The sequence below is a fragment of the Aquamicrobium terrae genome (genome assembly GCF_040545735.1).
GTDB classification, from domain to species: Bacteria; Pseudomonadota; Alphaproteobacteria; order Rhizobiales; family Rhizobiaceae; genus Mesorhizobium; species Mesorhizobium terrae_A.
Window position 1 is genome coordinate 310,676 of record NZ_JBEPML010000002.1, and the last position, 19,321, is coordinate 329,996.

Annotated in this window: 22 protein-coding genes; 2 read left to right on the forward strand and 20 right to left on the reverse strand. The window is 66.8% G+C overall.

Annotated elements, in window-relative coordinates; all coding sequences use genetic code 11:
• Window positions 1-50: 50 nt before the first annotated feature.
• Genes ABID37_RS04060 through ABID37_RS04070 form a run of 3 tightly spaced genes read right to left on the reverse strand, consistent with a single transcriptional unit; the run spans window position 51 to window position 3,667 of the window.
• Entirely contained in the window at window positions 51-380 is a 330-nt protein-coding gene (locus ABID37_RS04060) for a DUF4357 domain-containing protein (protein WP_354192791.1), read from the reverse strand.
• Window positions 377-892, reverse strand: coding sequence for an AAA domain-containing protein (locus ABID37_RS04065; protein ID WP_354192792.1), 516 nt, complete (start codon window positions 890-892; stop codon window positions 377-379). The genes ABID37_RS04060 and ABID37_RS04065 overlap by 4 nt, the downstream gene beginning before the upstream one ends.
• Before the next feature lie 3 nt (window positions 893-895).
• Entirely contained in the window at window positions 896-3,667 is a 2,772-nt protein-coding gene (locus ABID37_RS04070; RefSeq protein ID WP_354192794.1) for a TM0106 family RecB-like putative nuclease, read from the reverse strand.
• Window positions 3,668-3,815: 148 nt separating this feature from the next.
• Here ABID37_RS04070 and ABID37_RS04075 point away from each other — a divergent pair, with 148 nt between their 5' ends.
• Complete coding sequence (locus ABID37_RS04075) at window positions 3,816-4,757, forward strand: helix-turn-helix transcriptional regulator (protein ID WP_354192795.1); 942 nt, start codon at window positions 3,816-3,818, stop codon at window positions 4,755-4,757.
• A gap of 25 nt (window positions 4,758-4,782) precedes the next feature.
• The gene (locus tag ABID37_RS04080; protein ID WP_354192796.1) at window positions 4,783-5,448 is read left to right on the forward strand and encodes a hypothetical protein; all 666 of its coding nucleotides are present in this window, start codon (window positions 4,783-4,785) and stop codon (window positions 5,446-5,448) included.
• 37 nt (window positions 5,449-5,485) lie between these two features.
• On the opposite strand, the gene ABID37_RS04085 is transcribed toward ABID37_RS04080, so the two are convergent.
• From ABID37_RS04085 to ABID37_RS04165, 17 genes are all read right to left on the reverse strand, one after another.
• Window positions 5,486-5,857 carry a hypothetical protein gene (locus tag ABID37_RS04085; RefSeq protein ID WP_354192797.1) on the reverse strand — a complete coding sequence of 124 codons (372 nt, stop codon included), beginning with the start codon at window positions 5,855-5,857 and terminating at the stop codon, window positions 5,486-5,488.
• 47 nt (window positions 5,858-5,904) lie between these two features.
• Window positions 5,905-6,879, reverse strand: a complete 975-nt coding sequence (locus ABID37_RS04090) for a DUF2793 domain-containing protein (protein ID WP_435521536.1) — start codon at window positions 6,877-6,879, stop codon at window positions 5,905-5,907.
• A complete protein-coding gene (locus ABID37_RS26230) occupies window positions 6,818-10,960 on the reverse strand; it encodes a baseplate multidomain protein megatron (protein WP_435521531.1) in 4,143 nt (1,380 codons plus the stop codon). Before ABID37_RS26230 ends, ABID37_RS04090 begins: the two co-directional genes overlap by 62 nt.
• Before the next feature lie 3 nt (window positions 10,961-10,963).
• Window positions 10,964-11,452, reverse strand: a complete 489-nt coding sequence (locus ABID37_RS04100; RefSeq protein ID WP_354192799.1) for an NlpC/P60 family protein — start codon at window positions 11,450-11,452, stop codon at window positions 10,964-10,966.
• The gene (locus ABID37_RS04105; RefSeq protein ID WP_354192800.1) at window positions 11,449-12,333 is read right to left on the reverse strand and encodes a phage/gene transfer agent baseplate hub protein; all 885 of its coding nucleotides are present in this window, start codon (window positions 12,331-12,333) and stop codon (window positions 11,449-11,451) included. Before ABID37_RS04105 ends, ABID37_RS04100 begins: the two co-directional genes overlap by 4 nt.
• Window positions 12,330-12,539, reverse strand: coding sequence for a hypothetical protein (locus ABID37_RS04110; RefSeq protein ID WP_113450927.1), 210 nt, complete (start codon window positions 12,537-12,539; stop codon window positions 12,330-12,332). Before ABID37_RS04110 ends, ABID37_RS04105 begins: the two co-directional genes overlap by 4 nt.
• On the reverse strand, window positions 12,536-13,204 hold the full coding sequence (locus tag ABID37_RS04115; RefSeq protein ID WP_354192801.1) for a lysozyme: 669 nt from the start codon (window positions 13,202-13,204) through the stop codon (window positions 12,536-12,538). The genes ABID37_RS04110 and ABID37_RS04115 overlap by 4 nt, the downstream gene beginning before the upstream one ends.
• A gap of 4 nt (window positions 13,205-13,208) precedes the next feature.
• Window positions 13,209-13,340, reverse strand: coding sequence for a hypothetical protein (locus tag ABID37_RS04120; RefSeq protein WP_354192803.1), 132 nt, complete (start codon window positions 13,338-13,340; stop codon window positions 13,209-13,211).
• Complete coding sequence (locus tag ABID37_RS04125; protein ID WP_354192804.1) at window positions 13,333-13,680, reverse strand: hypothetical protein; 348 nt, start codon at window positions 13,678-13,680, stop codon at window positions 13,333-13,335. Before ABID37_RS04125 ends, ABID37_RS04120 begins: the two co-directional genes overlap by 8 nt.
• Window positions 13,677-14,303, reverse strand: a complete 627-nt coding sequence (locus ABID37_RS04130) for a phage distal tail protein, Rcc01695 family (protein WP_354192805.1) — start codon at window positions 14,301-14,303, stop codon at window positions 13,677-13,679. The genes ABID37_RS04125 and ABID37_RS04130 overlap by 4 nt, the downstream gene beginning before the upstream one ends.
• A gap of 9 nt (window positions 14,304-14,312) precedes the next feature.
• Window positions 14,313-16,463 (reverse strand): tape measure protein, encoded by a 2,151-nt coding sequence (locus ABID37_RS04135; RefSeq protein ID WP_354192807.1) that lies wholly within the window; start codon window positions 16,461-16,463, stop codon window positions 14,313-14,315.
• Window positions 16,464-16,507: 44 nt separating this feature from the next.
• A complete protein-coding gene (locus ABID37_RS04140; protein WP_354192809.1) occupies window positions 16,508-16,675 on the reverse strand; it encodes a DUF7697 family protein in 168 nt (55 codons plus the stop codon).
• A 92-nt stretch (window positions 16,676-16,767) separates the two neighbouring features.
• Window positions 16,768-17,205, reverse strand: coding sequence for a phage-derived protein YdaY family protein (locus ABID37_RS04145; RefSeq protein WP_354192810.1), 438 nt, complete (start codon window positions 17,203-17,205; stop codon window positions 16,768-16,770).
• A gap of 2 nt (window positions 17,206-17,207) precedes the next feature.
• Entirely contained in the window at window positions 17,208-18,152 is a 945-nt protein-coding gene (locus ABID37_RS04150) for a phage tail tube protein (RefSeq protein WP_354192811.1), read from the reverse strand.
• Between the two features lie 106 nt (window positions 18,153-18,258).
• A complete protein-coding gene (locus ABID37_RS04155) occupies window positions 18,259-18,675 on the reverse strand; it encodes a hypothetical protein (RefSeq protein ID WP_354192813.1) in 417 nt (138 codons plus the stop codon).
• A 31-nt stretch (window positions 18,676-18,706) separates the two neighbouring features.
• Window positions 18,707-19,051: a type II toxin-antitoxin system RelE/ParE family toxin gene (locus tag ABID37_RS04160; protein ID WP_354192814.1), complete on the reverse strand. Its 345-nt coding sequence runs from the start codon at window positions 19,049-19,051 to the stop codon at window positions 18,707-18,709.
• A complete protein-coding gene (locus ABID37_RS04165) occupies window positions 19,051-19,308 on the reverse strand; it encodes a type II toxin-antitoxin system ParD family antitoxin (RefSeq protein ID WP_354193054.1) in 258 nt (85 codons plus the stop codon). The genes ABID37_RS04160 and ABID37_RS04165 overlap by 1 nt, the downstream gene beginning before the upstream one ends.
• Window positions 19,309-19,321: the final 13 nt, after the last annotated feature.

Here is a 19,321-nt window from a genome sequence, read left to right on the forward strand (position 1 = left end):
AACTACATCTGATTTAGAACCCGAGTCTCTGGTGTTGGTTCCGACGTTACTCACCCTAGGACGTCCTTGATCGTCTTGCCATCACTGGGCCTGCGCCAGCTTTGCGGGCCGCTGCAATTGCCGTCCTTGACGATGCCCCCAGCCACACTGGAGCTGCTGAAGAGGTGATCGCGCGAGAAACGGTACAATTCCGGGTCACTATCCGGTACGAGGACCCCTTGCCGAACCAAGCGGTCACGCTCCTCGCGATCCCGCTTCACACGAGGGGAGCCTTCCCGCATCGCCGTCGAGCCCTTGCGAACAAGGAAGCCACCAGCCTCGGGGCGGCCATAGGCCTGAGCCTTCTGCGGACGCATTACAAACCACTCGTTCTCGCTCATGCACTTCCTCTTTCGTTCTGTTTGAATACTGGCAGAGCACAGAGCGTGTTCACCAGCCGCATCTGCTCGACAGTCTCGCATTTCGCTTCGCGCAGACGCGGCGCGCCGAAGACCAGCGCCAGCCCCTTGGCGCGCGAGACAGCCACGTTGATCCGGTTGAGGGAGAACAGGAAGTCCATGCCCCGCGGCGTCTCTTCGGCCGATGACGCTGTCATCGAGACTAGGCAGACAGGCGCTTCCTGACCTTGGAACTTGTCCACGGTGCCGACGCGAATGCCGTCGGGCAGCGCGTCGCGCAGACCGTTCACTTGTGCGTTGTAGGGCGCGACCACGATGATGTCGGACTGGCGCATGGAACGCGTCGTGCCGTCCTTCTCTGTCCAGGTACCCGTCAGCAGTTGGTGGACGGCAGCCTGGATGGCCGCGACTTCCTCTGGCGCGATCTGGGCATTGCCCTCATGCGGAACCGACACCCAGAACGCACCCGCCGGGGGAAACGCGGTCCCAGCCACGACCTAGCGCGCAGTGTCAGGGTAACTGGTCAGCCGCCCCTCGTAGACTTGGTCGGAAATGAACCGGCAGACGTCCGGATGCATCCGCCGTGAAACAGGCAGGAAAATGCCGCGGTCCGGCGGCACCGTCGCATGATCGCCCAGCATCCAGTCGAGGCAGGAGAGGTTCGCCGGTTCAGGATGCGCGCCCTGTATGACCTGCGGCAACTGGCGCGGGTCGCCGACCAACACGATGTTGCGTGCCGCCCGGCCCATGGCGACCATGTTGGCCAGTCCGACCTGACCGGCCTCGTCCACAAAGAGCCAGTCGAAGGCCTGCACATTCTCATCGCGGGAGAAGAACCACGCAGTCGCTCCAACAACCTGCCGGCCACCAGCGGCCTCGGCATTGTCGGTCGTGCGACGGACGGGGCAATCATCGGGATAGCTGTCCTCGTCTCCCGAAGTCTTATGGACGAGGTCGAGAGTGATCGGCAGGTCCACATCTTCCAGAGCGGCAAGGCAACCCATCAGCACGTTGCGGATGGCCTCATGGCTGTTCGATGTCACGCCGACACGTGCGCCTTGCCGCACGAGCGACAGGATCGCCCGGGCGGTGACATAGGTTTTGCCTGTGCCTGGCGGCCCCTGGATAGGCAGGACGGTTTCATCCATGGCGCCCACGGCGGCAATGGTGCCCGCAACCGGATCGGTGACAGGTTCCAGCGTGCCGGTCGTCAGGCGGGGCGCCGTGCGGGACAGAAGGTCATCGACCGCCCGGTAGGCGCGGGAGCCACACTGATCAGCGATCACATCGTGCAGGGCGGTGGCGATGACGTCGGTATTCAGCGGCCAGTCCGGGTGCAGGGTCAGACGGTCCGTCAGAAGATGCGCCTTCGCCGCCCCGGCCTTGAGGGTGATCTCGCGCGAAGTCCGATCAAGATCGATGATGCTGATTGTGGCAGGCGGCCCGTCAAGGACCGGCACGGTCGCGTTTCTACCGCCCCGCAACTTCGTCTCCTGCTGTGGGAAGCGATAGGTGCGTGCCATCGAGCGTTTCACGGGCTCAGCCGCGCCCACAGCCTCGAGCCCGGCAAGCGCGTCGAGATCGTCGATCAGATCATCCTCATCCTTGCCAACGCTGTCGAACACCGCCCATTGCGCGGGCTTCGCCTCGCGCTTGTGGAAGAGGCCGAGGTTGAACAGCATCTCCTTCCGGTCGTCGGACAGGTCAGAGGCCGCCAGGGCCGAACGCAGCTCTTGCGTGTCGGCGTCCTCCTCCGCCTCCTTCATGCCCGCATCCTGACCGAGCGACGGCCAGGGGCTGCTGGGGCGAATGCCGACCAGCCAATCCCTCAGCTCCTCGGTCGAAATGCAGTCGACGCGGTTGTAATCCTCGATCTCGTCGAGGATCTGCTGCTCGCCAGTCTCGCGCCAGCGTTCATAGGCCACGACCGAACCGCCCGCCGTCTTCACCTCACCATCGCGCTTGCGGCCGTAGAAGGCCTCCATAGACTTGATGGAATAGTTGGCTTCGGACCCGATCAACGCGCCGCGCACGACGGCGAACAGATCCACGAACCGCCGCTCCCGCAGTAGCCGATCGAGGAAAGCCTCGCCGGTCCCATATTTCGTGGTCAATCGCCGAAGTGCCGTGATCTCATAGGGCGCGTAGTGATAGATGCGCGCGTCCGGATAAGCCGTGAGTCGCGCACGGAAGAACTCCAGCAGTTCAGCGAGAGCGCGTGCCTCGGCCGCATGATCGTGCGCCCAGAACGCACGGAACTGGCCGTCGAACCAGACGCCGTGCAGGTACTCGAGGCCGCCCTCAAAATGTGGATCGCCTTCGATGTCGTAGAACAGATCACCGGCCTGCGGTTCGGGCAAAAGGTCAAACCCCTTGCCAGGCTCCGGGGCGCGCAGTTCGAACGCTGGCGCGCCGGTCTTGCGGGCGTGTTGCAAGCGGGCCTGCGTCATCAGGCGAAGACGCGTGTTTCCCGCCATGCCGCGGATCGGATGATCGAGTTTGGCGAGGGCTTCCATAGTCCGGATGCCCGCAGCTTCCAACTTCTTCACCTGTCCACGGCTGATGTTGGCGACATTGAACAGGCTGTCCTCGGCCTGCCAGACATCGGCGCAATGGTCGCCCCAGCGGCAAAGACCACAGTCGGCACGCGGCGTAGGACGGGTCGGCTGCGGGTCGGCCACAAAGGCTTCAAGGCGCTGTCGCGCCATGCGGGCATAGGCTGCGTAGTCCGAAAGCCGGAGGGTTGCGCGAGTGCCGTCCCCCAATTCGACATGGGCGAACTCGGGCGCCACGCCCTGAACCTCGGTCAGCAAATCAGAATAGAGCACCAGTTGCAGCACATGTTTCGGGTGCGGGCGGCGTTTGAGCTTGGTGTCGGTCACCTCATAGCTGAAATCCCCAAGCGCCGAGGGACGCTCCACCCGTTCCAGGAAATCCGACCAGCCGCCCCAGTTGCCTGACAGGAAAGCGCCCTGGAAAACGACCTCCGGCCCGGCCGCCAGCGCCGCGCGCGTGGTTTCGGCGTCGGTCGCAAGGTTGCCTCGCACAATCTCCACGACACCACGACCCGCCGCGCCCAGCTTTGCCAGATGCGCGGCCTCGTGGGCGTCGCCCTGCTTCTGCAGCAGTGCAACGTCCTCGCTGTCTTCTCGCGGCTCCGGGCCGGTGCCGCGCATATGCGCCAGATCGAGGGTCGTCGCGTGCGAACATCCCATGAAGCGCATGAGGTCTGAGGCGGACAGAAGGATTTGGCTGTCGAGGTCCCTCATTACTGCTCCAATACTTGCGAGACTCGATCCCCGAGGGAATCGCCTCGACAGACCGCAAGTCCATCAATAGCTTATAATGGTGTCAATTCCTGACATAGAGGTCAAATGTCTTTCGCCAAGGCTCAGGATCTGCTCCGGCTCGCCCAGAATGGCCGCTTCCCGGCGTGGCGGCGTCAGCCTTGAGGACATCTGCGCCGAGTTCGGGGTCTCGCACCGCACGGCGCAACGGATGACCGAGGCGCTGGACACCGCATTCGCCAATGTCACGACCGTGGATGACGAAGATCGCCGACGGTATTGGCGGCTGGAAACACCGCCGCCCGAACGTCTGCAACCACGACAGGAAACGACCATTGAGGCATTGGAGATCGCTGCCCGCGACGCCCGGGCTCAGGGGCGATTTCACCACGCCCGCGCGCTCGAGGATCTGCGTGATGGGCTGCTGGCGCGGTTGAGCCCGCGCGATGCAACGCGGTCCGAAGCCGATGCCGAGGCGGTGCTGGCAGGTCTGGGTCAGGTCATGCGTCCCGGTCCGACCGTCACCCTGCACCCTGCAGTAACTGACGCCATGATCGAGGCGCTGCGAGGGCCGTTTCGCCTGCGCGTCACCTATGGATCAGCTGACGCCGCGCCCCGGGTAATCGAACCACACGGGTTGCTGTTGGGTCACCGCAGCTATCTTGTGGCCCGCCAGCCATCACGCAGCGGGACCATCCTCAACTTCCGCATGGATCGGATCCATGCCGCCGAAGTGCTGGAGGAAAGCTTTGCCTTCGCACCGGGGTTCACCCTTGAGGACTACGCCGCCAAGGCATTCGGCGTCTATCAGGATCCCGCACAGTATGGCGAGGTGGTCTGGCGTTTCGCACCCGAGGCCGCCGAGCGCGCTGCCGAATTCCGTTTTCACCCGACACAGGTGCTCGAGCCACAGGACGACGGCAGACTGATTGTCCGCTTCACGGCGGCGGGGTGGCTGGAAATGGCCTGGCATCTCTATCAATGGGGCGACAAGGTCGAGGTGCTTGCGCCAGACGGGCTGCGGGCCTTGGTCGATGGATATCGGCGGCCGGATTTCGACGCCTTGCCGTGACCGGATTTTCAGAGGGGGATTGTGAATGACGGATATTCTCGACCACGCGGCGCTGAAAACCAAGCAGCGCGCCATCCGCGATGGCTTTCCTGAAACCATGGGTCTGCGTGCCCATCGTGCCATCAGCTGGATCGGACGCGCGGAAGCCTGCGGCGAAGACGACGACGCCCGCTTCATCTTCCTCTGGATCGCGTTCAATGCCGCCTATGCGGACGAGCGGGAGTTCCAGTCGGTTGCACCCGGCGAACGGGCTGCCTTCGTCGATTATTTCGGCAGGCTGGTGGCGCGCGACGGGGGACGACGGATCTACAAGGCGTTGTGGCAGCGGTTCTCGGGTCCGGTGCGAATGCTCATGGAAAACCGCTACGTCTTCAATCCGTTCTGGCAGCACCACAACGGGATCGACGGCTTTGAGGATTGGGAGGAGAGGTTCAAGGCGTCATCCCGCAGCTTCGCGCAGGCATTCCAGGCTGGCGACAGCATCCGCGTGCTGAGCTTCGTCTTCGACCGGCTCTATGTCCTGCGCAACCAGCTGGTCCATGGCGGATCGACCTGGAACAGCGGGGTGAACAGGGCGCAGGTGCGCGACGGCGCCGCAATCCTTGCCTTCTTGATGCCGGTCTTCGTGGACCTGATGATGGATAATCCGCACGAGGATTGGGGGCGGCCGTTCTATCCGGTGGTCGCCTGAGATGCTGAGTTGCCCGCCGAGAATGCCACGCCGAAGTTCAGCTTTCGTAATTCGTGCGTCTGATCATTTGCGGATCGATTTCAGGCTCGTCCCACTTCCCCGCGGCGGCCATCCACTTTTCAATCTCGGCCTGCAGCTTTGGGTCGTCCGCGCAGAGGTGGAACGTGTAGAGCCGGTTCACGATCTGCCTCATCAGCTCACGCATGTCCTCGTCGGTGATATGCGACACCTCCGTCCACGGGATGCGCCTGCCATCGGCATCGACCACGATGACATCGCTCCAGTCCCCGGTATGGGTTACGGGCGTGAGGCCCGCATGGATGTTCTCGATATGGGTGTTGCGCACGCAAAGCATCGCCATAATTTTGGCGAGCTTGGCCGCGATCCGTTTTTCGGCGTCCGTGTTCATTGGACGAGCCTATCCCGCGCCATCCCGTCTGGTCACTACCTTCCGTGTCACCCGACCTTGCAGCCCCAGAAAGACGTATGATCGGCGGCAAAATACCCATCCGCCACGCGGAACGTGCCTTGCAACTCGACAGTGTCGCCCACACTGAGCACCATCATCGTCTGCAGCCAGAGCGCGGTTGCCTCGGAGACATGATCGCCCGAGATTTCACCGCGTGATCCCCGGATTTCGGTCGAGCCGTTCAGCACGAGCCGCCCGCGCATGCGCGCCGTGGTGCTGGAATTGACCTTGTAAAGCAGCGTGGCGCCGAAGAGGTAGGTGCCGGCGACCGGCGCGACGAAGCGGTTGTTGGCGGCCTCAAAGGCGCTCTGGTCATTGTAGTCGGTGTTGTTGATGGCGATCTTCGTCCAGATGTCAACGGCGACATAGTTGTCGTAGTTGGTGTAGCCCTTGAAGCGTGGCAGCCGGGGCTGGTCGACGATGCCGGTGGCGTTGTCGACGATCAGCCCGTCGAAGAAGGTGCTGCCGTCGGCGGAGACCGCCAGCCGGAACCTGTCCGAACCGAAGAGGCCAATCAGCGCCTTGGTGACATAGGCGGTCTGGAGGGTGAGCCCGAGGTCGCGACCGGCGGCCTCCTTGTTCATGGTGTAGAACAGATCGCCAGTGCCGCCTTCGGCGATGGCCTTCGCGGTCCAGAGCGCGGCATTGAGTTTTGCGGAGAACGGGTTGGACGCATCCGCCGTGGTGCCCAGGCCCAGCAGGGCAAGGTTCTGCAGTGCCGCCGGTGTGGTGCCAATCCAGCCCGCGCCGTTGTAGACCAGCAGCAGAGCCTCGTCCTCGATCCATGCAAGCCATCCGGCCCGCGGCGGTAGACGCAACCAGGCGCCATCGGTCAAGAGCGCGACGTTCAGGTCCCAGCCAGCCCAGTCGCCGGTGGCGCCGGAGCCGACGATGTAGCGATCACCGTCTGTGGGGCTTCCCGGCGGCGCGGTCAGGTCGCGATCCTTGACGGACAACTGCACGATGCCGTCGAGGATCCGCAACGCCTCGTTGTGGGTGACATGCTTCTGGGCTTGTGCGGCCATGATGAAGGGCAGCGCCAGGTGCGCCGTGGTGTCGGACATGGATGTCTCCGATGGTCAGAACCAGGGTGGTGGTGAGCGCAGCGCCGGCGCCGAGGAACTGCCCGATCTGGGCGATGCGGATGGTGAGCGCATCGCCGGGCTCGAGCGGCGCACCCCAATCGGCGGCCTGGTCGGCGCCAGTGTAGACGGCGCTGGTGGCAGCAGTGGTCAAGGATCGCTTGACCACTGAACCGTCGAGAATGTCGACGACATACATTTCGGATGCCTCGCTCATCGGCACTTCGGCGGCGTTCCAGCTGTCGGCGACAAGCGAGCGGTCACAGCGCGTCCAGCGAATGGTGAGATCGCCGGGCACACGCGCCCGGCGCCATGGCTGCTCGACATGGGTCGGCGCGAACGGCCGGAGCCCCTTGCCTTCGGGCGTGAAGCTCGCGGCAACATAGGTCTCGTCGCTGACCGGGCGGCTTGCCGGACCGATACGCCAGTTCCAGGGAAGCCCGAGATCGGCTTCGGCGATCGGCAGTGACGCCAGCGCAGCGTCCAGCACCACGAGCCGCGCCCCGGCCGGGACCGGATTGCTCATGGCGCCCTCGGTTCCGCGCTGCCCGCGCAGGAGTCGGGTGAGACGATAGCGCCCCGGTGCGATCAGTTCGGCCGCCCCCGCCTGCACGATTTCCCAGATGCCTGGTGCGCTCTCGACGGCGAGTGCGTTGGCGCCGCCGAACAGCGCCAGATCGGTCACGCTCTCCAGCGTGCCCGACAGCAGATCGACCACCAGCACGTTGCCGAGATCGAAGCGCGCGGTCGGTCCCGACCAGAAATCCGAAACCAGGACGCCGATCCTCGCCCGACCGCCGAAGGTGGTCAGCAGTTCGAAGCCATCGGACGAGCCGCTGCGAAACACCGCCATCTCGCCGGGCCATGGAACGGCATGGGCTGCGACGAAGGGACGATGAGCAGGCTGATCCTCGGTCAGTTGCGGCAGGTCCATCAATATCGCGTCGGGCGCACCGAACACGACCGGGCGCGTCAGCGAGGCCGCACGCGGATCGCCGGGCGGCAGATCGTAGGTCACGCGGTCCTGGCGGATCGCCTCCACTCCGCGCGCCTCGGCATCTGCGACGGAGACGAGACGGAACTCGATCTCCCGCCCGTCATGGGCGAGCCGGATCACGTCGGCGGGATCGAGCGCCAGCCGCGAGGGCGGAAGGCGGAAGGCCGCGCTCTCGCGCCCGGTCCAGGCTTCGAGCAGCGCACGACGGCAGCGGCGTTCCGCCTCTTCCGGCGGAACCGCCGTCGGGAAACTCTCCGATGCGATCCGCGCCGTGTCGACCGTGATGCGCCGTGCCTCGACGAGCGCGGCGTCGTAGTCCTCGTCGGCGCGGGCCAGTTGCCACTTCAGCGCCTGCGGCAGTTCGGTCTCCTGGCCCCGCGTCAGCTCCAGCACGTCACCCTCGCGGGTGGCCACCATCTCGTCGGGCGCGATGGTGGCGACGGAGGCCCGGCCGCGCATGATGAAACGAATGACCCCCTCGGTCTCCACCGCGTCGAAGCCGAAATGCCGCGACAGCGTGGTGATCGAGGCGCGTGGGCTTTCCAGCGCGCCGATCGCGTATCCCTCGACCGCGCCCCAGAGCCCGGTGACATCGATCCGGTCATCGGGCATCCCTGCGCGCAGGCAGAGGTGCCGGACGAGTGCTGCGAGCGACACCGCGCCGAGCCGACCGGTCAGCCAGTGTCCGAGCCGCCAGTTCGGCCCGTCGGTCCAGACGCCGGTCAGTTCCGGGAAGAAAGGATAGGGCCGTGCATCCCAGGTCCAGGCGGCGCATTCCGGGACATGGACCATCCGGCCGCCATAGACGACGGAGACCGGGTTGTTCGCGGCTTCACCCCACCAGAGATAGCTCGCCTCGAGATAGGCGCGCTGGATCGCATCGTCGCGCCAGCCCCGCGAGAAATACGGCGTGAAGCTCTCGGACGACTTCGGATCGAAGAAGACGTTGGGCTGGTTGGTGCCCCGGTCGATGGCGGGACAGCCGAGCTCGGTGAACCGGATCGGTTTCGACTGCGGCGCCCATGCCGTCGGCGTCGCGCTCTCCACCCCGCCCGGGCGGTTGTAATGCGGGTTCGACCACCAGGCGCGCAGATCCTTGTAGCGGAAGACCCACGGCTTGCCAGCGGCGCCATCGGCGATCGGAGTCCGCAGCTGCGCGGACCGATCGGCGGCCGAGGCATAGAACCAGTCGAAGCCTTCGCCGCCCGCGATGTTCGCCTGAAGATAGGCCCGGTCGTAGATCGCAGGCCAGCCTGCGGTAGCGTCGGCATGCTCGAACCCGTCCCGCCAGTCCGACAGGGGCATATAGTTGTCGATGCCGATGAAATCGATCTCCGGATCGGCCCAGAGCGGATCGAGGTGGAAGAACACGTCGCCGCTGCCGTCGCCCGGCTGATGCCCGAAATATTCCGACCAGTCGGCAGCGTAGCCGATCTTCGTTCCGGCCCCGAGAATGGACCGGACATCAGAGGCCAGATTCCGATAGGCCTGCACGGCCGGATAGGTGGATGCGCCCGAGCGGATGGTGGTGAGGCCCGGCATCTCGGTGCCGATCAGGAAGGCGTCTACCCCACCTGCGGCCGCGCAGAGATGGGCATAGTGCAGGACCATGCGGCGCAGGCCCCAGTCGCCCGATGGGCCGGTCCAGACGACCGACTGGCCCGAGACGTTGAAATTCGCTGGCGTGGCCGCGCCGAACAGCGCCGCGACCTGGCTTGCCACCGTGGCGGTCTTGTCCACGGTCCCGGCGAACCCCACTGCAGGCGAACAGGTGATCCGCCCCCGCCAGGGGAAGGCGGGCTGGCCCATCTCGGCAGCGTTGTCGGAATACGGGTTCGGCAGCGTGTTGCCGGGCGGCACGTCCATCAGGATGAAAGGATAGAAGGTCACGCGCAGCCCGCGCGCCTTCATCTCCTGGATCGCCTGCACCACGGCGAAGTCGGACGGCGTGCCGCCATAGACCGGGCGGTCCTGGTCGTCGCGGCTGACCAGGAAGGCGCTTGCGCGGCTGACGCCATTCACCGACCAGCTGGCGGGCGTGGTCGACTTGGCCGACACCTCGACGCCCGGCCGCACCTTGCACGATCCCGCCCGCAGGTCGTCGCCGAACCAGGCCACGACGAGGCTGACGCTCTCGACCGCGGGCGCCATCGCCTGCAGCCGGTCCAGCGACTCCACCATGTCGGTGGAGTCGGCCAGCGCGTTCAGGTTCTCCGCCTTTGTCGTCCCGCCATCGGTCTTGCGGATGGCCTGCGTCGCGTAGGTGAACTCCCCCGAGGTCGGGATCATGGTGACCACACGGGTCAGCCCCTCGGCGGTGTCGGGATCGGCGAGCGGCCGGAACACCTCGAAGGACAGCTGCGGCAGGCGGTTGCCGTAGGTCGAGAGCGCCAGTTCCTCGAAGACGACATAGGCCGTGCCGCGATAGGCGGGCGTGTTCGCCGCGCCCATCCTGGCCGCGATGAACGGATCGGCCGTCTGCGCCTCGTCGCCCGGATACCAGCGCCAGGTGACGCCGGAGAGGTCCATCGGCTTGCCGTCGGCCCAGATGCGGCCGATGCCGGTGATCGGCCCCTCGCAGAGCGCCACGGCGAAGCTGGCGTAGTAGAGATACTCGGTCGTCTTGACCTTGCCGCCCCCGCCGCCCTTGCCGCCGCCCTGCGTGCTGGTCTTCGTCTCCTCGCGGAAATCCGTTGCCCAGATGATGTTGCCGCCCATCCGCATCCGGCCGTAGAGCCGGGGGATCACGGCCCCTTCGGTGGACGCAGTGACTCGCAGCGTGTCGAGCCGCACGCCCTCGATGCGCTGCGTCGGCGCCAGCGACGAGATGATCCAGCTGTCGACAACCGAGCCGATGCTGGAGCCGATGAAGCCACCGATGGTGGCGGCGCTGACGCCGAGGATCGCGCCGCCGATACTGCCGCCAATGGCGGCACCAGCGACACCGAGAACGAGTGTGGCCACAGGTCAGGACTTTCTTCTGCGCCGAGCCTTCTTGCACTCGGATGCGGCCGGGCGGGGAAACAGGAAGGCGAAGGCGATGCGGCGACGCCATGTCGGCGTCAGCGCTTCTTCGATCACGCCGAGCCGCTCATAGGCGTGGATGAAGCTGTCGGGGCCGGTGAGGATCCCGACATGCTTGGCGATGGCGCGGGGCTTCATCCGGAAGAGGACCAGCGCGCTGGGACAGGCCTCGGACGGGGCGATCTCGGGCATCATGCGCCGCGCGCCCTCGGCCAGCACCTCGCGCGGGCCGGTCTCGCCCCAGTCGCGGCTGTAGGCTGGGATCGGGAACGGCTCGGGGCCGACGATCTCGCGCCAGACCCCGCGGGCGAGGCCGAGGCAGTCGCAGCCCACGCCGCGCAGGCTGGCCTGGTCGTGGTAGGGCGTGCCGAGCCATGACCGCGCGATGGCGATGACGCGCGCGGGGTCGGCCAATGCGAGGGGTTGCGTCACAGCACGCCTCCCTCGTGACCGCCGTCCTTCGTGGCGTAGCGGAGGACGGCATCCTGGCCGGGGATGTGCAGGAAGCCTCGGAAGTTGGCAGTGTTGGCGAACTTTGCGCCGCAGGTCTCCATGCGCTTGTCGCAGCCCGCGCGGATGGTGAAACCGTCACCCTCGGCGATGGAGCGCACCGGCGCTTCGAGCAGCGTCAGCACGGCGATGCCGTCGGTCAGGTCATGCGCGATGATCTCTGCCCGCCGTCCGGCATTGGCACCGCTGGTCCATTCGACCGTGCCGAAGGTGAACCAGCCGGCGGCAAACGCGCCGAGGCCGGAAGCCGTGAACGTTCGGTCACGCAGGAGATCAATGACGACGCCCGTTCCCCTGAAGGCCGATGCGTCCAGATCGACGCCGCAGCGCCCGTCCCCGAGCGCCGCGTCGCAAGTGGCCTGGAACGTCCGGCCGACCGTCTGTCCGAGGACATGTGCAAGCGAACGGACCTCTGCCACGAAGGCGAGCCGTCCCCGCCGGATCTGGCCGATCGCCCCGCGGCGCATCAGCACGCGCTGCGCCGGATCGCTCCAATTCACCCGCCAGACCTCGACCTCTGCATTGTCCCAGCGACCGTCGAGGATGTCGGTCTCGGTGATCCGGTCGGAGGTCAGCACGCCTTCGGCGTCCTGCGCGTCGACGGAGAGATCGGAACCGGAGCGGACCTCCGACGCGGTCAGCCCGCTCTCGGGCTCGAAACCGGTGCCGTCGAAGGTGAGCGTCCCGTCATGGTCGGTGAACCCGAAGGTTGTGCCATCGGCGCGCGCGATCCGCCAGCACCAGGCCAGTGTGGTCGTGCCTTCGTCGAGATGGGCCTGGAAAGCAGGCGAGAGGGACTTCACTTCCGCCCCCAGCCGCGCAGAAGCGCCACGGAAGCCAGAAGCGAAGACACCACGCCTCCGCCCGCGCCGGTCAGGGCATAGAGATTGAAGGGCCGGATATCGAGGGTGCCGGTGGCGAGGTCGAAATCCGCCAGCCCGGCCATGGCGAGGCCGGATGCGGCAAGACAGGCCAGATAGACGAGGCCGCGGGCAAGGTTCCAGTTCATGGACGTCCTCCGATCAGGGTGGTGAGGAATGCGATGAGGCGAGACAGCAGCGTGGGCGCAGCGGGCACCATCGGTATGGGGTCGCCGGCCGTCGGAGCCGGAGCCACCTTCGGGCGCAGTAGCGCGAGCGCCTCGTTCTCGGTCAGCCGCCGGATTGGTCGCGAGAAATCGACCCGGCCATTGCGGTCGACCGCCCAGACCGGGATGGTCCCGGTGGGGTAACGGCCATGGCGGAACAGATCGCGCTCGGCCTCGCGCCGGGGCCGGATCGCGGCGGGTTTGAGCCAACCCATGAAGGCCTCGGCCGCCGCCGCGCGGTTGCCTGCGTTCAGAGCCTTCGTCAGTGCGGCTCGCGCGATGCCGCCGGTGTTATAGTGAAAGCTGACCAGGGCATCGAATTCGTGCGGCTCGAGCGGCACGGTCACCGCGCGTCGCACCGCCGCCTCGTAGGCGGCCAGATCGGTTCTGAAGACCCTGAACGCCTCACGGATACCGGCATCGAGATCGGCGGGCATGCCACGGGGCATCCTGGCCGGATCGGGCGACCCAGCCGAGGCCGTGTGGCCGATGCCGAAGGTCCAGACCTGTTTCACATCGAGATAGGGTCCGGGCACGAGTCCTTCGTGCCGGACGAGGGCCAGAAGGCCCCGGTCGGTCATGTGCATGGCGTTATCCGAAAGTGGAAATCAGGAAGATCAGCGCGGCGATGGCGAGGCCGATGCGCAGGCGGTGGGCGAAAGCCTGGCGTGGGGCGGTGGGTTCGCAGCGAATGAAGCGCGCAAGTCGGAGAAGCTCATTCATCGTCCCCTCCCTTCGCGCCGCGCAGGCGGGCGAGGACGAGTTCGATGAAGGCCGGGCCGAAGACGCCGACGAGATAGGCCGCGGACCCTGCTGCCCCGCCAGCTGGGATCGCCTCAGGCGGCAAGCCGAGCCACCTGGTGACGAGTGCCATGGAAAGGCTGCCCATCCCGGCCGCGATCAACCCGCCGAGCAGGATGTGCCGCAGTGCATCGCGCAGGCGCATCCTCGTGGTCAGCGCATTGGTCGCGCCGCCGAGCGCGCCCCAGGCGGCAAGGATCACCGCTGTGGAGGCGAGAAGATCGCGCAGGACCGCAGCGATGAATCCGGGCTCGTCGTTCATCTGCGGATCTCCAGCAGCGGGATGGAAGTGATCGAACCGAGCCGTTCGAGATCGAGGGTGACGTCGATTGCATCGGTGTCGAAGCGGACGGGCACGTCGAAGGCGAAGCCCGCCGTGACGGCGATGACCGCACCGGGTGCCGTGCCGAAGGTGACGAGGCCGGTCGATGTGGTTGCCGACCAACCGGAAGCCTGAGCCGTGCCGTTCAGGGCGATGGTCACGGTCCCGGCGACAGGCTTGGTGATGGTCCGTGTCCAGGACTGCGCGCCGGAGGTGTAGCGCTTCACCAGCTGGAACTGCGTTGTCGAACCGTCGCCGGTGCCGATCACCTGGTCGGTTGCGCCCGGCACCTGCGACGGCAGGCAGGACTTGAAGTCCGCCCAGTCCTTGAAGCGGAAGCCGTGAAGGCGGCCATTTCGCGCCTCGAAGAAGGCGACCACTGCCGCGAGATCATCGGTACGACGGATGCCATAGGCCACGTCATAGCGGCGGCGCGAGTTTGCCCAGCTGGCGTTGCGCTCCTCGTCGCCCGAGGCGAGTTCGACAATCTGGGTGCGTCGCTCCGGTCCGCCGCGTGCACTACGGCTGATATCGCCCGGAAACCGGACCTCGTGGAAAGCCATGACGATGCCTCACATACCCCTTCGGCCGAGCGAGACCGCGCGGGCGATATCGGCCGCCACCTGTGTGCGGGATTGCCGGAAGCTCTCGGCGTCGCGGGCATTGATCGTGACATTGACGGTCTGGCCGGCGGTGGCGCCGTAGCCCGCTGCCTCGCGGCGCGAGAGCACGCGCTCACCGCGTTGCAGGATCGCGGGCACCTCGTCGGGCCTGAGGCCAGCCCAGCCCCCGGAATGCATGCGTGGCGCCCCGGCGAAGGCCATGGCGGGCACTATGCGGCCCGGTCCCGGCGCGCCGACCATGCCGCCTGCGTGCAGGATGTTGGCGAAGATTCCGCCGCCGAGATTGCCCAGAACGCCCGAAAGCACACCTGCGAGCGGGCCAAGGATGAAACGCCGCGCGGCGAGCTTCGCCAGATCGGCGATCAGCGAGGTGACCAGATCACTGATCTTCAGCTTGCCGGTCTTCACGAATTCGCCGATCGCGTTCTCGGCGCTGCGGAACGCCCCGACCAAGGCATTGCCGATGTCGCCGCCGATGTCGCGCGCCTTCGTTGCATAGTCGGCCAGGGTCTGGCTCACCGCCGCCCAACCGGTTGCGGCGGCCTCGGCCCCGGCGCGCGTCTGCTCGCCAGCATTGCGCCCGGCCGCGCCGGCACGACCGGCAGCGGCCGTGGTATCGTTCAGAGCCGCCGTCACTCGACCTGCCGAAGCAGCGGCATCGTCCAGCGCGCCTTCGCTGTCATCGCCACTCAGCGCATCACGCAGCGCCTGCATCGCCGCGCCCACGCCGTCGAAAGCTCCCGCCCGGGTCTCGGCCGCCCGCTGGCGATAGCGGTCGGCCATCGCGCCGGCGTTGCTGGCGGCATGGTCGAGCATCGAGGCATAGGATTGCGCCCCGAACCAGTCGATCCGCGCGTCCGCACCGATCGTGTCGGCGACCGCGTTGAAGGTCGGTCCGATGGTGCCGAGAAAGTCGGCCCATTTGTTCGACAAGAAGGCCATCAGCCGCAGCCAGATCGCCTCGATATCCGCGCGCATGGCCCGGAAGTCATCCACGAAGGAGCCGAGGGTGGTCTTGATCCCGTCCCAGACGGCGCGCGCCACGTTGCCCATCAGCTCGAGCGCCGAACCGAAGCCGCCCGCGCCCTTCACGAGCTGGCCGAACCAGTAGATCAGCTCGCCCGCGCCGACGATCAATGCGCCGATCCCGGTGCGGATGATGGCGCCGCGCAGCAGCGTCAGCGCGCCCGACAGCGTGAGCGTCGCGACGCGGGCGGCAATGAGCCCCGCGACCCAACGCCCGGCCATGAAGGCCGCGAAGGCGATGCCGATGGCCGCAAGCCTCTCCAGATTGTCGGCCAGCAGGATCAGCGCCTCGGACACCGTCGAGGAGGCGCCCGCCATCTGATCCCAGGTCCCGACCAGCTGCAGGGCGGCATTGCCGATCAGCGTGAAGGCGTCGCCGATGGTCGCCGGCATGCTGTCGGCTTCCTCACGCAGCAGCTCGAGATTGCCGATCAGCGCCGTGCGGATGACATCGCCGGTGATCGCGCCCTGCTGACCGAGGGTGCGCAGGCCCGAGACGGTGGTGCCGAGCTTGGACGCCAGCAGTTCCGCGAGCCGCCCGCCGCTCTGGATCACGGTGTTGAGGTTGTCTCCGCTGAGCCTGCCGAGGGCCATGGCCTTCGAGAGCGCGTTCTGCACCGAGGCCGCGCGCTCGGCCCGCGCACCCGAGACGACCATGGCGTTGTTCAGCGCCTCGGTGAAATCCAGCGATTCCGCCGTCGTCAGTCCCAGTTCGCGCAGGGCCGTGGCATTGGCGAGCCAGGACTCTGTGGTCTGCCCCAGGCTCGAATAGGTCCGGCGCGCCATCGACGCGAGCCGGTCCATGACGGCCGCACCAGCTTCCTGCGAGCCGGTGGCGAGATCGACACGCGAGCGCAGGTCGGTCCACTGGTCGGCATAGGCGACGAGCTGGCGCGTGCTGATCGCTGCGCCGAGGACGCCCATGACCCGGCGCACCACCGCTCCGGTGATGTCGGCCTGCCGCTCGATCCGCCTGAAATTGTTCTCGCCTGCGTCGCCGATCCCCTGAAACTCAGTCTTCACCTGCCGGCCGCCTTCAGCGACGAGGCGGACGGAGACGCGTTTCTGGGCCATGGGTCATTATTCCTGACGAACGGGACGACGCTTGCGGACCAGATTCATTGCTCCGGCCCCGGCGACCGCCGGTCACTGGACACCATCTGTTCGTTGAGCTTGCGCACCATCACCGCCTCGATCTCGGGCAGGCATTCGGCAGCGACCAGCAGATCGAGCCCGAGCGCCCGCGCCATCGCGAGCGCCGCCGTCATGTCCCAGCCGAGCACCATGGTCCCGCCCATGCCGGTCGCGATGCGAAGCTGCCCGGTAAGGCGCTGTGCCAGATCCCAGACCTGCCAACCTTCCGGAGTTTCCGGACGGTTCAGCCGCGCCGGGCAGTCCGGGCACGAGCCTTCGCAGGCCGCGCAGTAGCTTTCGCCCCCGCCGAAGTGCCAGTCTGCGAGGGCGCGGAGCCGTTTTTTTCCGCATCCAGCATCAGATGCGGCGCGAGGCAGCGGGTCTGGAAGGCCTCGAACACCGGCCAGATGTCCAGAAGCGCGTCGATCCCTTCCGGTGTGACGGGAACGGGATTGCCGTCGGCATCGCCGACACCTTCCCAGCCGGTGACCACGCGGCGGGCGACCGCCTTCGCCATCACCAACGCCTGTTCCTCCTTGCTCGCCCCCTCGGGTAGCGCTTCCACCGCCGGATCATTGCGTGCGGCGACCATGATCGCGGTGGTGACGGGCAGGACGTGCAGGCGCAGGCCAGAGCCGAGATCGAGCCATTTCGGCTCGCTGGAAAGGTCGAGACGGATCATGGTCAGTAGCTTTCGATGTCGTTGACGAGAACGGCGGTGCACATCCGTCCCAGCGCAGCGTCGCGCGCGGCCTGCCAGTCGAAGCTGGCCTGCACGCCCTGCGGTCCGGAAATCTCGATCCGCGGGCGCGGCAGATAGACCGCGTGCGCCATGAGGGTCAGGCTTTCGCCGGAGAGCAGCGTGTAGGAGAACTCGAGCTCGCAAGGCGTGCCGTTGATCGCCTGGCTGACGAGCGTGCTGTCGGCGAAACGCACCTCGGTGCGGCCGGTGAGTGCGGCGATCGAGGGATCGGCGCCATCGATCATGCCGTCGGCGCGGATGGTCTCGATCCGATCGAGATTGTTGGCATAGGTGATCTCGGTCGAGATCACGTTACCCAAGGCGGTGCCGTTGCGTTTGATCGAGCCGTTGAAATGCCCGAAACGGATCAGGTCGAGCTCCGCCGGTGTTCCCGCGCCGCTGGTCGTGGCGACCGTCTCGCCCTGTGCCACCAGCCGAGCGGTGTCGGTGAGCAGACCCGAGCGCTGCATCTGCCAGCTGAGCTGGTCCAGCACCACGCCGGAATACATGGCGTAGCGCGGCACCTCGGGCATGGCGGTCTCGATCGCCATGCTAGGCAGGGTCCAACTGCCGGACTGAAACGTATGGGTATATGGACCAGGCGAGCTTCCGGTGGTGGTCGGCGTGCCGAAGGCCGCCTTCAGCCAGAAGCCGAAGGCCTCGGCATCAATCGGCACCACCACATCGCCATCGGCGGTCACCGCGTCCTTGATGGGCGCGAGAGGATCGCGACCGTAGCCCAGAAGCTCCGAGTTCAGGAGCGGCTGTTCCGCCCCGAGCGTGGCGCTGGCAAAGGGCATCCTCGTGTAACCGCTGCCGGGCGGGGTGCCATAGGTCGTCTCGAACGCGAGCGCCATCCGCGCTCGCGCCCCTTGGGCGCGTGCCATGTCGGTCTCCTTGTCGAAGGGGTTCAGCCGAGCGGGTCGGCCGTGGAGTGAGGCGGATCAGGCGACAGTCCGGTGGACTGTCACCCCGCCGAACGCAGCACCCGCATCAGCCAAGCGGGTCCGAAGCGGAGTGTAGAATGACAGGAATGACGGCCGCCTTCAGGCTGGCCGCGCCGTCCACCGGCAGGTCGACCAGCTGCGGCGCTTCCGCCTCGACCCAGTCGCAGAGGCCGCCCAGCATGCGGTCGGCGGCGAACGCCGCGCCGATGCTGGCGCAGAGCGTGTCGAAGGCCGTGTCACGGGCGGCTCCCTGCACGACCGCCTCGACCTCGGCGCGGTGCTGGTAGTGGTAGCGCAAGGGCGAGAGCGTCACCTCGGGCTCCCCCGGCTCGCCGTCGCGCAGGATCAGCAATCCTTCGGCGGGGACGCGCTCGGGCAGCACCTCACCGCGCAGGGCGGTGGCGGGCAGCGCCGAAAGCCGCGCGTGCAGCGCGGCGAGGATGGTTTCGCGAGTGGAGGGCATGGCGATCCCGTTGTCCGGGACCCGCCCGGCTTCAGTGGTCCCTGTCGGGTTTCGGTTCCGTGATGGCAGCGAGCCGTCGCGGCAGGTCCGAGCGGGCGTGGAGGAAATCGACGATGATCACCTGCTCGGCATCCTCGACGAAGATGACGAAATGCTGGCCCGCGCGCGTGAACCGCAGATCCTCGGGCAAGTCCGGGTCGATGATCCGGCGGCAGTCCTGCGACATGGCCGTACCGGCTGCGATCTCCGCGCAGCGGGCGATCAGGTCGTCCTCATAGGCTGCGGCCTGTCGCGGGCCGAAGGTCTCGACCGTCCAGTTCGCACTGTCGACGAGCGATGCTTCGGCCTGCCGGGTCAGGCGCCACGGCTTGAGCATCAGGTTCTGGCGCGCGCACGAGCAAAGGCACGCCGGACAGCCTCCTCGCCGCTGCCCTCGGCCAGATCACCACGCCGGGCCTGCTCCAGCCCGGTCGCCAGCCGGTCACGCAACGCGCCAAGCTCGGTTTCCTCGCGTTCGAGCAGTCGCAGCCCGGCCCGCAAGGCTTCCGAGGCATTCTGATAGCGCCCGGAAGCGACCAGCCGGTCGACCAGGTCGGATTGGGTGTCGGTCAGAACGACGTTTCGCGTGGCCATGCGCGCCTCCATG

What these genes read in the sequence shown, in the direction of transcription:
- ABID37_RS04075 (WP_354192795.1), top strand. Translation starts at nt 3,816, where the DNA reads ATGGCCGCTTCCCGGCGTGGCGGCGTCAGCCTTGAGGACATCTGCGCC.
- ABID37_RS04130 (WP_354192805.1), bottom strand. Translation starts at nt 14,303, where the DNA reads ATGGCTTTCCACGAGGTCCGGTTTCCGGGCGATATCAGCCGTAGTGCA.
- ABID37_RS04070 (WP_354192794.1), bottom strand. Translation starts at nt 3,667, where the DNA reads ATGAGGGACCTCGACAGCCAAATCCTTCTGTCCGCCTCAGACCTCATG.
- ABID37_RS04155 (WP_354192813.1), bottom strand. Translation starts at nt 18,675, where the DNA reads ATGCCCTCCACTCGCGAAACCATCCTCGCCGCGCTGCACGCGCGGCTT.
- ABID37_RS04120 (WP_354192803.1), bottom strand. Translation starts at nt 13,340, where the DNA reads ATGAATGAGCTTCTCCGACTTGCGCGCTTCATTCGCTGCGAACCCACC.
- ABID37_RS04145 (WP_354192810.1), bottom strand. Translation starts at nt 17,205, where the DNA reads ATGATCCGTCTCGACCTTTCCAGCGAGCCGAAATGGCTCGATCTCGGC.
- ABID37_RS04115 (WP_354192801.1), bottom strand. Translation starts at nt 13,204, where the DNA reads ATGCACATGACCGACCGGGGCCTTCTGGCCCTCGTCCGGCACGAAGGA.
- ABID37_RS04165 (WP_354193054.1), bottom strand. Translation starts at nt 19,308, where the DNA reads ATGGCCACGCGAAACGTCGTTCTGACCGACACCCAATCCGACCTGGTC.
- ABID37_RS04160 (WP_354192814.1), bottom strand. Translation starts at nt 19,051, where the DNA reads ATGCTCAAGCCGTGGCGCCTGACCCGGCAGGCCGAAGCATCGCTCGTC.
- ABID37_RS04125 (WP_354192804.1), bottom strand. Translation starts at nt 13,680, where the DNA reads ATGAACGACGAGCCCGGATTCATCGCTGCGGTCCTGCGCGATCTTCTC.
- ABID37_RS04060 (WP_354192791.1), bottom strand. Translation starts at nt 380, where the DNA reads ATGAGCGAGAACGAGTGGTTTGTAATGCGTCCGCAGAAGGCTCAGGCC.
- ABID37_RS04110 (WP_113450927.1), bottom strand. Translation starts at nt 12,539, where the DNA reads ATGAACTGGAACCTTGCCCGCGGCCTCGTCTATCTGGCCTGTCTTGCC.
- ABID37_RS04080 (WP_354192796.1), top strand. Translation starts at nt 4,783, where the DNA reads ATGACGGATATTCTCGACCACGCGGCGCTGAAAACCAAGCAGCGCGCC.
- ABID37_RS04140 (WP_354192809.1), bottom strand. Translation starts at nt 16,675, where the DNA reads ATGGTGCTCGGCTGGGACATGACGGCGGCGCTCGCGATGGCGCGGGCG.
- ABID37_RS04135 (WP_354192807.1), bottom strand. Translation starts at nt 16,463, where the DNA reads ATGGCCCAGAAACGCGTCTCCGTCCGCCTCGTCGCTGAAGGCGGCCGG.
- ABID37_RS04150 (WP_354192811.1), bottom strand. Translation starts at nt 18,152, where the DNA reads ATGGCACGCGCCCAAGGGGCGCGAGCGCGGATGGCGCTCGCGTTCGAG.
- ABID37_RS04085 (WP_354192797.1), bottom strand. Translation starts at nt 5,857, where the DNA reads ATGAACACGGACGCCGAAAAACGGATCGCGGCCAAGCTCGCCAAAATT.